At 75.6% G+C, this 12,479-nt stretch carries 4 protein-coding genes; 2 read left to right on the top strand and 2 right to left on the bottom strand.

All coding sequences use genetic code 11. From position 1 onward, the window contains the following. Positions 1-22 precede the first annotated feature (22 nt). Positions 23-5,494 (bottom strand): ATP-binding protein, encoded by a 5,472-nt coding sequence (locus E1284_RS05330; protein ID WP_131937662.1) that lies wholly within the window; start codon positions 5,492-5,494, stop codon positions 23-25. A gap of 138 nt (positions 5,495-5,632) precedes the next feature. Further along, positions 5,633-7,666: a SpoIIE family protein phosphatase gene (locus E1284_RS05335; protein WP_131937664.1), complete on the bottom strand. Its 2,034-nt coding sequence runs from the start codon at positions 7,664-7,666 to the stop codon at positions 5,633-5,635. 137 nt (positions 7,667-7,803) lie between these two features. Between E1284_RS05335 and mftG the strand changes: the two genes are divergently transcribed. Next, a complete protein-coding gene (gene mftG, locus E1284_RS05340; protein WP_243714267.1) occupies positions 7,804-9,369 on the top strand; it encodes a mycofactocin dehydrogenase MftG in 1,566 nt (521 codons plus the stop codon). A gap of 68 nt (positions 9,370-9,437) precedes the next feature. Beyond that, entirely contained in the window at positions 9,438-12,242 is a 2,805-nt protein-coding gene (locus tag E1284_RS05345; RefSeq protein ID WP_131937666.1) for a LuxR C-terminal-related transcriptional regulator, read from the top strand. Positions 12,243-12,479 lie beyond the last annotated feature (237 nt).

A 12,479-nucleotide genomic window follows, 5' to 3' on the forward strand; every position in this document is an offset into this window, starting at 1 on the left:
AGCGAGGACGAGGGCGCGGTCGTCACGGCAGCCGCGCCTCGATGGCCTCGATGATCCGCGGGCGGAGCTCCGCGGCCGGGATGACCGCGTCGACGGAGCCGACCTCGACCGCGCGCCGGATGTCGTGCACGCCGTCGAACTCGGTGGCCACCTCGCCGAGCTTCTCCGCGCGGACCGAGGAGCGCAGCTCCTCCAGCTCGGCGAGCAGGGCGGCGCGGTCGGGACCGGTGGCCGCCGCGACGCGCGACTCCAGGTCGCGGACGCGCGGGTCGGCGGCGGTGCGGGCGTCCACGTCGCGGGCGAACACCACCGCGGCGGCGGGGGCGCCGCCGAGCACCGAGGCGAACGAGCCCTCCAGCGCGAGGACGGTCATGTTCGGGTTCAGCGCCTTGGAGAACACCACGAAGGCGCCGCCGTGGTAGCGCGAGATCACGCAGAACACGATCGGGCCGCGGAAGTTCACGATCGCGCGGCCGATCTCGGCGCCGTACTCCAGCTGGAGCTTGCGCAGCGACTCGGGCGAGCCGTCGAAGCCCGACAGGTTCGCCAGCACCACCAGCGGGCGGTTGCCGCTGGCCGCGTTGATCGCCCGCGCGGCCTTCTTCGACGACTGCGGGAACAGCGTCCCGGCCGTGTAGGAGTCGGGGCCGTCGGTCGGCGGGAACCCGCGCCGCGGCACCGAGCGGGACTCGATGCCGAGCAGGCACACCGGCATGCCGCCGAGGTGGACGTCCTGCACGACCGCGGTCTCCGCGTCCGCCATGCCCGCCCAGCGCTCCAGGACCGGGTGGTCCTGGTCGGACAGGGCGCGCATCACGGTGCGGATGTCGAACGGCTTCTTGCGGTCCGGGTTGGCCTCGGCGGAGAAGATCTCGCCGACCGTGGTGAACTCGCTGCCCTCGACGGTGTGCGGGAAGTCCGACACGTCGCGGTCGACGGGGTCGGACGTCGTCGTGCGGCGCGGCGCGTCCTCGCCGGGTGCGACGTAGGTGTGGTCGTAGTGCGCCATCAGGACGTCCCGGGCCGCCATCAGGTTCGGCGCCCAGTACTGCGCCTGCCCGTTCGGGCCCATCACCCGGTCGTAGCCGCCGATGCCGAAGTTGTCCTCGGCGGACACGCCGCCGGAGAAGTCCAGCGACTGCTTGCCGGTGAGCACCATCGCCGACTCCGGCGTCATGACGAGGACGCCCTTGGTGTGCATCAGCATCGTCGCCTCGGCGTTCCAGTACGGCTGCGCGCCGACGTTGATGCCCGCGACCACGACGTTGATCTCGCCGCCGTCCTGGGTGAACTCGACGATCCGCTTGAGCGCCGCCGCCACCCAGTCCATGTTCTCGGTGCCGGACTCCATGGAGATCCGGGCGCCGGCGGACAGGGCGTACCACTCCAGCGGCACCCGCATCCGCTCGGCCAGGTCCAGCGCGGCGATCACGCGGCGGCACTCCGGCTCCGACAGCGCGCCGAGCGCCTTCGTCGGGTCGCCGAGCAGCACGACCCGGGCGATGCCCTCCGGGTGCCGCTCGGTCGGCGTGGTGACGACGCCCGCGACGATCGCCGCGGTGTTGCGCCCCTTCGGCCGGTCGACCGGCACCAGCGCGTGCCGCTCGTCCAGGTCGTGCTCGGCGAAGTCGCCGAGCAGCCCGGTCAGCTCGTACGGGTAGACGGTGTTGCGGCTGCGGGCGCGCAGCACCTTCTGCCGGTAGCCGTCGACCGGCTCGACCGGCGCGTCGGACGGCTCGCCGACGGTCAGCGTGGTGCCGCCGGCGGCGTCGAAGGAGATCCGCACGGCGACCTTGGACAGCTCGCCGGTCTCCCGGTCGCGGCGCCGCGCGATGAACTCGATCTCCTCCAGCCCGGCGCCCGCGGCCGTCGGCAGCATGCGCTCGACGAGCATCTCCAGCTCCGCGCGGGTGAGGTCGCTCGGCGGCCAGACGTAGATCACGATCCGGTTGGTGGGCAGCCGCTTCTTCGACGGCCGCCGCTCCTGGGCGCGGCGGATCGAGTCCAGGCAGGTGGCGAGGGTGAACTCGGCCGTCGGCAGCGTGCGCAGGTTGCCGTCGTTGTCGCGCAGCTCGGTCAGGTCGCGGACCTGCGCGAACGCCACCAGGCGGTCGTCGGACGGGTTCTCCCGCGCCACGCACTGGAAGAGGTAGACCTCCTCGTCGGACGAGGGCAGCCGGGTCAGGTCGAACTTGCGCAGCCGCTCCAGCCGCATCCGCTCGGCGATGTGGGGGTGCAGGCCCCGGATCAGCCGCTCCTCGGCCATCCCGGCGGCCGACGGGCGGAACGTGAAGTGGTGGTGCATCACCGCGCCGCTGCTGCCCGCGACGGTGGCGGTGACCCGGCGGACCCGGTCGGGCAGCGGATGGGCGGTGATGACCTCGTGCAGCGCGGCGGCCATCGCGTCGAAGTCCTCCGGCTGGTTCTCCCAGGAGAGGTAGATGTCGGCGTCGATGGCGTCGATGGCGTCGTCGCCGTCCGCGAGCTCGGCGAGGCCGCGCAGCGCGCCGCCGAACGCCTCGAAGCCCACCGCGGCGGACACCAGGCAGGAGCCCCCGCGCTCGGCGACGACGAACGTGCAACCGCCGGCCTCGCGGGTGCGGACGCCGGTCAGCCCCTTGTTGCCGTAGTAACGGCGGGTCAGCACCTCCAGCATGACCGCGTTGTCCCAGTTGCCGCGGAACAGCCGCTGGCCGAGCAGCCGCACGAGCGGCTCGGTGCTGCGCACCATCTCGGCGATGCGCTCGGTGCGGTCCGGCACGTCCGGCTGGAGGTCCAGCAGCCGCAGGTGCCGGCGGACGTCGGCGTACACGCGGGCGCGGTTGCGGCGCAGCAGCGGCTGGGCGTACCAGGCGAACACCACGCCGCACGCGAGGTCGTAGACCACCGGGAAGCGGACCTGCGCCGCGGCGATCAGCCGCTCCAGCGCGAGGCCGGCGGGCTCGCGCAGCGCCTCGGCCGGCGGCGGCTCCCGCAGCCACGCGCCGAGCAGCGCGGTGATCGCCGCCGCGTCCGCGGAGGCGCGCTGCTGGGCGAGGAAGACACGGAAGACGGCGGCCTCCAGCGCGGGGGAGCGCTCCAGCTCGGTGACGCCGTAGTGCCCGAGCGCCTTGGCGAGCGCGGCCTGGTAGGCCGCCGGCAGCCCGGCCCGCTCGACGTCCAGGCTCTGCAGGTAGGTATGGAAGTACTCGCGGGCGCTGTGCACGTGGCCGCCGTCGCCCGCGTCGCCGCCGCCCGCCGGCCGATCGCGGCTCAGCTCGGCGAGGTCGGCGAACACCTCGATGAGCGCGAGCTCCGCCTCCAGCGGCCGGTGGCCCTCCGCCGCGGCGGCGCGGCGCGCGGCGAGGTAGTCGTCGAGGACGCGGCGCTCGTCGTGCGGGTCGACGTCGAAGCCGAGCAGCAGGCTGCGCAGGTCCTCCCGGCCGCGCGCGGCGCGCTCCCGCGCCGGGACGGTGCCGGGCGCGGCGGGCAGGTCCAGCTCGACGGCGCCGGTGGACGCGGCCTCCTCGGCGGCGCCGTCGGCGAGCGGCTCCAGCCGCAGCAGCGGCGCGCCGGTCTCCACCTGGCTGCCCACGGACACGACGCATTCCTTGAGCCGCGCCCGGAACGGCGCCCGCAGCACCGTCTCCATCTTCATGCTCTCCAGCACCAGCACCGGCGCGCCCGCCTCGACCTCGGCGCCCGGCTCCAGCGGCGTGGCGACGACCAGCGCGGGCGCGGGGGAGCGGACGACGCCGCCCTCGTCCCGGCTGACCCGGTGCGTCACCCCGTCCACCTCGACCAGGTGGACCGGCCCGTGCGTGCCGGTGAGCAGCCGGTACCGGGTGCCGTTGACGACGATCTGCCCGCTGTGCCGGTCGTGGCGGTCGAGTTCGACGTCGGCGGTGCGGACGTCCTCGCCCGCCTCGATGCCGACGCGGAACCGCCGCGCGCCGACCCGCGCGACCCGCACGCGGTACCCGGCGCCGCGCAGCTTGAGGTCGAGCGGCCGGCCGCTCTCGTGCCGCACCTGCGGGCGCCCGCCGGACGCGGTCGCCAGCAGCCGCTGCCGCGCGGCGCGCTCACCGTCCTCGTACGCCTCGATCGCCGCGGCGGCGAGCGCGACGGCGGAGTGCCGGTGGGAGACGAGCCCGCCCTCGGCGCGGACGCGGTCGATCCAGCCGGTGTCGGCGCTCGCGCCGATGACCTCGGGCCGGTCCAGCAGGTCGAGCACGAAGCTCTTGTTCGTCGCGCCGCCCTCGATGATCACGGTGGTCTGCGCCATCGCGCGGCGCAGCCGGCCGAGCGCCTCGTCCCGGTCCCGGCCGTAGGCGATGATCTTGGCGATCATCGAGTCGAAGTCGGCGGGGATGGTGTCGCCCTCGCGGACGCCGGTGTCGACCCGGACGCCCGGCCCGGCGGGCAGGACCAGCCGGGCGATGCGGCCGGGGGCGGGCGCGAAGTCGCGGTCGGGGTCCTCGGCGTTCAGCCGGGCCTCGATGGCGTGCCCGCGCTCCTGCGGCGGCGCGCCCTCCAGCCGGCCGCCGGACGCCACGTGCAGCTGCGCCCGGACCAGGTCGAACCCGGTGGTGGACTCGGTGATCGGGTGCTCGACCTGGAGCCGGGTGTTGACCTCCAGGAACGCGAACAGCCGGTCGCCGGGGTGGTAGAGGAACTCGACGGTCGCCGCGCCCCGGTAGCCGACCGCGACGGCGAGCCGCTCGGCCGACGCCTTCAGCTCGGCGACCTGCTCGGCGCCGAGCACCGGCGACGCCGACTCCTCGATGATCTTCTGGTTGCGCCGCTGCACCGAGCAGTCGCGGACGCCGAGCGCCCACGCCGTGCCCTGGCCGTCGGCGATGACCTGCACCTCGACGTGCCGGGCCCCGGTCACCAGGCGCTCCAGGAACACCACGCCGCTGCCGAACGCTCGCGCGGCCTCCTGGCTGGTGCGCTCGTAGGCGTCCGCCAGGTCGTCCTCGTTCGTGACCACGCGGATGCCGCGCCCGCCGCCGCCCGCGGTCGCCTTCAGCATCAGCGGGTAGCCGATCCGGGCCGCCGACGCCAGCGCCTCCTCCAGCGTCGCGACCGCGCCGCGGCTCCACGGCGCCACCGGCACGCCGACCTCCTCGGCGATCAGCTTCGCGCCGATCTTGTCGCCGAGCTTGCGCATGGCGTCCGGGCTCGGGCCGATGAAGGTGACGCCGATCTTCTCGCACAGCTCGGCGAACGCCGGGTCCTCGGCGACGAAGCCCCAGCCGACCCACGCCGCGTCCGCCCCGGTCTCGACCAGCGCGCGCTCCAGGACCTCCAGGTCGAGGTACGGGCGGGCCGACGCGGGACCGAGGTCGTGGGACAGGTCGGCCTCGCGGACGAACGTGGCGGTGCGGTCGACGTCGGTGTACAGGGCGACCGTCTCGATCCTTGCGCCGGTCTCCGCCGAAAGGGCCCGTACGGCATGGATGAGCCGCATGGCGGCCTCACCGCGGTTGACGATGGCGACACGACTGAACACCGACCGAGCCCTCCTGTTGACCACGCCGCGTGACGGCGGCTCCGACGGTGCCACCTTTCCTCCTACCGGCCCGTAGCGCCATGTCGCAGACATCGCACGCTGAGCGCCGGGAGTTGTGGGAATCGTGCAAAGCCGCGCTCACCCCGGGACGCGGGCGGCGATCACGGCGATGTCGTCGGTGCCGGTGGTGGGCAGGCCGGTGAGGATGCCGTCGCAGAAGGCCGGCAGGGGAGCGGCGGCCAGTTCGGACGCCTTGCGGCGGAGCCGGGCGAGGCCCACGTCCAGGTTCTCGCCCGGGTGCTCGACCAGGCCGTCGGTGTAGAGCAGGAAGGTGGAGCGGGGCGGCAGCGGCTCCACGGCGCTGAGGTAGCTCTGCTCGACGAGCAGGCCGAGCAGCGGGTTGACGGCCTCGTCCAGCAGGCGGGCGTCGCCGTCGCAGGTGACCAGGAGCGGCGGCGGGTGCCCGGCCACCGCGAAGTTGAGCAGCCGCCCGCTCTCCGCGGTCCCCTCGACCCGGGCCAGGACGCAGGTGGCGGTGCTGTCGGGCGCCAGTACCTCCATCGCGATGTTGAGCCGCCGCAGGATGTCGCCCGGTGGCTCCTTGCGGTCGACCGCCAGCCCGCGCAGCATGTTCCGGAGCTGGCTCATCCCGACGGCCGCGGCCAGGTCGTGCCCGGCCACGTCCCCGATGACCAGCACGGTGGCGCCGTCGCGGAGCACGAACGAGTCGTACCAGTCGCCGCCCACCTCGGCCGCGGCCGGGCTGGCACGGTACCGGGCGACGATGTCGATGCCGGGGATCTCGGGCGGATCCGCCAGGAGGCTGTGCTGCAGGGCGAGCGCCACCCGCTGGGTGCGCTGGTAGCGCATGGCGGTGCTCAGCGCGTCGTGCGCGTGGTCGAACATCTGACCCATCAGGTCGACGTCGTCGTCGCTCAGCGGTGCCCGGTCGCCGCAGACGGACGCGGTCACCACCGCGGCGACCTCGCCGTCCACGACCACCGGCATCAGCACCATGCTGTGGGCGCCCGCGACGGCCATCCACCGCGCGGTGCTCGCGGGCAGCAGGTCGGCCGGCGGCCACCCGGGCGGGAAGGTGCGGCGCAGCGGGCGCCGCCGCCGGAGCGCCGCCGCGAACCCGCTGTCGGAGGCGAACCACTCCTCGCCGAGCGGCACCCTGCCCGGCAGCCCGGACCGCGCGGCGGTGGCGACGCGGCGGACCAGGACCGGCGCGCTCGCGGGGCGCCCGGAGAACTCGGGCAGCACGTGCACGCCGCAGCCGTCGGCGAGGGCCGGGACGAGCACGTCCGCGAGGGCGCCGAGCATCTCCCGCAGGCCGGTGTGCTCGGAGGTCGCGACGGCGGCGCGGCCGAGCAGGTCCAGGCGGCGCTGCCGCCGCCAGCGCAGCTCCACGTCGGCGCAGGTGCCCACCCACTCGATGATCTCGCCGCCCTCGTACACCGGCGCGGCGTTCACCTCGAAATGCCGGTAGTCGCCCTCCACGGTGCGCAGCCGGTAGACGTGCCGCCAGGGGTCGGCCGAGCGCCGCGCCTCCGCCCACGACCGCCGGGTCGGCTCGCGGTCCTCGGGATGCAGCGCCCCCAGCCAGCCCGTGCCCCGGAACTCCTCCCAGCCCTGCCCGGTCACCCGCTCCCAGCCGGGGCTCGGCTCGATGGGCTCGCCGTCCGTCCCGGTCACCCACACGATCTCCGCGCTGACCTGGACGAGGCTCTGGAACCGGTGCAGCAGCCGGCGCCGCGTCTCGGCCATGTCGTCCGCCCGCCGGGCCGCGTCGATCTGCTCGGTGACCTCCGCGGTGACGGCGAGCACCCCGGGCTCGCCGTCCTCGAACCGGGAGAGGCTGAAGGAGAAGAAGCGTTTCCGGGGGCCGGTGCCGGGGTAGGCGAGGCGCACCGGCGCCTCGGTGACGTTGACCGCCCGCCCGCTGGCCAGCACGCCGTCGAACAGGTCGAAATACTCCTGCTGCATCAGGTCGCCGAACGCCTCCCGGATCGGCGTCCCGAGCGGGCGGTCCCCGAAGGTCGCGCGGTAGGTGGTGTTGAGGTACACGAGTCGGTGGTCCCGGCCGCGCGTCACGAGTACGCCGACCGGCGCGAGGTCGAAGACCTGCAGCGTCGGCCTGGCCTGCCCCTCCTCCCGGGCGTCGTCCATGGTCCCCCCGTCGGCCGGCCGTCCTCCCGGTCGCCGTACCCCGGGAATCGGCCGAATATGTGACCTGCCCGGTCTCTCGCGGCGGCGGGGCGCCATAGTGGCGGAACCGGAGTCGGGAGATGCGGAACGAGGCGCGGATGAGCATGACGACGGGCCGGGGCGCCCGCCCGCCGGTGCGGCGGCCCGACGTCCTGGTGGTGGGCGCGGGCGGGGCCGGGGCCGCGCTCGCGGCGCGGCTCAGCGCCGACCCCGGCCGCCGGGTCCTGGTGGCCGAGGCCGGGCCGGTGCCGCGGGACGCCTCCGGTTTCGCCGCCGACCTGCTCGACGCCCGGCTCGTCCCCGGCGCGCGGCCGGGGCACCCCGCCGTCCGGGCGTACCCGGCGCGGCTGGTGCCGGGCACGTCCTACCTCGCGGCGCGGGGCCGGATCCTCGGGGGCTCGACGGCCGTCAACGGCGGCTACTTCGTCCGGGCGCGGCGGGCGGACTTCGCGCGCTGGTCGGCCGCCGCGGGCGATCCCGCCTGGTCGTACGAGCGGGTGCTGCCGCTCCTGCGCCGCCTGGAGACCGACCTCGACCACGGGCCGGGACCTCAGCACGGCGGCGACGGCCCGGTCCCCGTCCGCCGCACCGGCCTGAGGCATCCGGCCGCCGCCGCCTTCCAGGCCGCCGCCCGTGAACTCGGGCACCCGGACGAGCCGGACAAGAACGCCCAGGACCCGCCGGGGTTCGGCCCGGTCCCGTCGAACACGGTGGACGGGCGGCGGATCAACACCGGGATCGCGTACCTGCTCGGGGCCCCGGCCCGCAGGCCCAATCTCACCGTGCTGGGGGACTGCCCGGTGCGTTCCGTGGTCGTCAGCGGCGGACGGGCCTGCGGCGTGGTCGCCGACCACGACGGCCGGCGGACGGTCCTGGAAGCGGGCGAGATCGTCCTCGCCGCGGGTTCCCTCGCCACACCCCACCTGCTGCACCTGTCGGGGATCGGCCCGGCGGCGGACCTCGAACGCGCCGGCATCACCGTCGTCCACGACCTGCCGGCGGTGGGCGCGCGGCTCAGCGACCATCCGCAGGTCGTCGTGGAGTGGGTGCCGCGGTGCCGGATGGGCGAGCCCTCCGGTTCCTGGCTCGGCGGCGCCCTGCACGTGTCGTCGTCGTCCGGCGGCGATGCCGGCGATCTGGAGATCCTCCAGTCGCTCGTGCCGATCGGGGGCCTGATCGCGGGCCTGCCGGGCGTTCCGGGCGCTCCGCTGCCGTTCCTCGTCTCGGTGCAGACCCCCCGGACGAGCGGCACCCTGCGCACGATCTCGCCCGACGCCGGGGTCCCGCCCCGGATCGACTACGGCTACCTGCGCACGGACGGCGACCGGCGCCGGATGCGCGAGGCCGTCCGGGCGGCCGCGGCGATCGTGGCCGCCGACGCCTTCGGCGAGGTGAGCGACGGCCTGGCGGACACGGTGCCGCTGGACGACGACGGCCTCCTCGACGCCTGGATCCGCGCCCGCATCGGGACGTCCCAGCACACCTGCGGCACCGTGCCGATGGGGCCGTCCGGCGCGGTCGACGCGCAGGGTCGCGTGCACGGCCTGACCGGGCTCCGGGTTGCCGACACCTCGATCCTGCCGGCCGCCCCGCTGCGCGGACCGGCCGCCACCGCGGTCCTCGTCGGCGAGCTGCTCGCCGACGCACTCGCCGCCGGATCTTGACGGCGGGTTCGGAGGGGTTTACCGTCCGCACGGGGTCGTTCGGGGGCCTGGCGTCCGGAGGCCGCGCGATGACACAACGGGTCCGGGTCCGTGCCACTGCGGCGCTCGGCCGGGCCGACGTGCTCGGCGTCGTCCGCGACCACCTCGCCGCGGGCGGCGGCGTCGTGCTGACCGGGCCCGTCGGCATCGGGAAGTCCACGCTGTTCGCCACGCTGGCGGCCGAGCACGCCGCGGCCGGCTACCGGATCTTCGCCTGCTGCCCCGCCGAGACCGAGCACCGGCTGCCGTTCCTCGGCCTCATCGACCTGATCTCGCAGGTCGCCGACGAGGTCATCGACCGCCTTCCGGACCCCGAGCGCCATGCCCTGCGCTCCGCCCTGCTCCTGCAGGACGTCCCGACCGGGGAGCGCGACCTGCTGTGCCTGCGGCTCGGCCTGCTGCACGCCTTCCGGACCCTGTGCGCCGACCGGCCCGGACTGGTGCTGATCGACGACGCCCAGTGGCTGGACCGCCCGACCGGGGAGCTGCTCGCGTTCGTGGCGCGCCGGGCCGCCCGGCTCGCGCCCCCGCTCCGCATGGTCGCCTCCGTGCGGCCCGAGCCCGGCCCCGGCGGACCGGGGGAGGACGGCGGGAGCTGGCGGGACGCGGCCGGCCTGTGCCCGAAGCCCGTGCTGACCGTCCGGGTGCCGCCCATGTCGGTGCCGGAGCTGGCCGTGCTGCTGGGCGACCGGTTCGGCCGGTCCTGGCCGCGGGCGCAGCTCGCCCGGATCCACGAGGTGAGCGGCGGCAACCCGTTCTTCGCGGTGGAGCTGGCGCGCAGCGTGCTGGAGAACCCGCAGAGCGACGAGCTGCTCATCCCGCAGAGCCTGTCGGTGCTGATCCGCAAGCGGGTCGCGGCGCTGTCCCCGGCGACCCGCGAGGCGCTGCTGGTGGCGAGTGCGGCGAGCCGGCCGTCGGTCGAGCTGCTGCGCCGGACGGGACGCGCCGGCCTCGCGGAGGCCGAGCGGCGGGGCATCGTCGACGTCGACTCCGGCGGCCAGATCCGGTTCACCCACCCGCTGCTGTCGGCCGTCATCTACGCGGAGGCCGAGTCCACCGAGCGGAAGGCGGTGCACAGGGCGCTCTCCCAGGCCGTCCGCGACCCGGTGGAACGCGCCCTGCACCTGGCCCGGCTGGCGCCGGGACGGGACCGGCGGATCGCCGACACGCTGGACGGGGCCGCGGCCGTCGCGCGCCGCCGCGGCGGCATGTCCACCGCCGCGCACCTCGGCGAGCTGGCCGCCGACCACACCCCCGAGGCGGCGCGCGGCACCGCGGTCGCCCGGCGGCTCCGCGCCGCCGAGGACGCCGTCGCGGCGGGCGACTACCCGCTGGCCAGGCGGCTCGCCCGGCTCGTCCTGGAGATGACGGTGCGGCCGGAGGAGCGGGTCCGCGCCTGGATCGTGGTGCTCGACTCCTCCGGCCAGGCGCTCGCCGAGGTGGAGGAGGTCTTCCCCAAGGCGATGGAGGACGCGCGCGGCGAGCCGCTGCTGCTCGCGCCGCTGCACTACCGGCTGAGCTGGCGGGCGTGGATGGTGCGGGGCTCGGCGCGGGCCGCGCACGTGCACGCCCGCCGCTCCGCCGAGCTGGCCGCCCTCGCGGGGGACCGCAGGACGGAGCTGTTCGCCCTGTCCAAGCAGGCCAACATCGAGCTGTTCCTCGGCCATCCGGACGCCGAGCGGACGCTGCGCCGGGCGCTGGCCGACCCGCAGGAGCCGCAGGTGATGTGGCACCACAACGGCCCCGTCTACCTCAAGCACCGCCACCACCTGATGCACGACCGGGTGAACGAGGCCCGCGCCGAGTTACGGGCGCTGATCTACAGCGTCCGCCAGCGCGGCGTGGTCGAGAGCCTGTGCATGTGCCTGTACTGCATGACCCAGGTGGAGATCTACCAGGGCCGCTGCCGGCAGGCGCTCGCCCTGGCCCGGCAGAGCCTGGACCTGGCCGAGGACTCCGGGCTGAGCCAGGGCCCCTCCTGGTACGCGCTCGCGCTGGCGGAGGCGGCCGGCGGCGACCTCGGCCGCGCGCTGTCGGCCGCCGAGCAGGCCGTCCAGCACAGCGCCGACGACGGCGACCAGCTGTTCCTGCCGCGCGCGCTGCACGCCGAGGGGCTCGTCCGGTGGCAGCTCGGCGACGCGGCCGCGGCGGCGCGGGTGCTCGGCCGGGTCCGCGCGCTGGAGACCGGGCAGGGGCTCGGCGACCCGTCGCTGCGCCGCTGGCACGCCGACCTCGCGGACGCCCTCGTCGCCGTCGGCCGTGTCGCGGAGGCCGCCGCCCTGGTGGCCGAGACCAGGGCGCGGGCCGCGCGGCTCGGGCGGCGCGGCGTCCTCGCCGTCCTGGAGCGCTCCGCCGCGCTCGTGCGCGCGGCCGAGGGCGACCACGGCGCCGCCGACGACGGCCTGGTCCGCGCGGCGGAACTGCTCCAGGCGCTGCCCTACCGGCTGGAGGAGGGCCGGGCCTGGCTGGAGCTCGGCATGCTCCGCGCCCGGCGGGACGACCCGGCACGCGGCCGCGCCGACCTGCTGCGCGCGCGCCGCGTCTTCGCCAAGGCCGAGGCGAAGCCCTGGCTGGCCCGGACCCAGGCCGAGCTCCAGCGGCTCGACCTCGATGGACCGGTCCGGCGGACGTCCGGGGACGACGCGCTGGGCGTGCTGTCCGACGTCGAGCGCAGGGTCGCCGCCCTGGTCGCCGAGGGCGCCACCAACCGGGAGATCGCCGCCCGGCTGTTCCTCAGCACCAAGACGGTGGAGGCCGCCCTCACCCGGACGTTCCGCAAGCTCGGCGTCCGCTCCCGGGTGGACGTCGCGCGGCTCGCCGTCTCCGGCCGCTGAGGCTCGCGAACCCCCACGCATAGGGATATCCCTATGCATTCCTCATCAGGCTTTTTCCACGGCCGGTACCTCCTCAGACTCGCGCATATCCACCCCCGTCACCACGGGCTCCCCTTCTCAGTGGTGAAAGGACATCCATCCCCATGTCCCAACGGACCCTCGCGATCGCCACGTCGGCGGCGGCAGTCGTCGCGCTGACCGGCGTCGCCCTCGCCCAGCCGGCCGCGGCCACCCCGC

The sequence above is a fragment of the Actinomadura bangladeshensis genome (genome assembly GCF_004348335.1).
GTDB classification, from domain to species: domain Bacteria; phylum Actinomycetota; class Actinomycetes; order Streptosporangiales; family Streptosporangiaceae; genus Spirillospora; species Spirillospora bangladeshensis.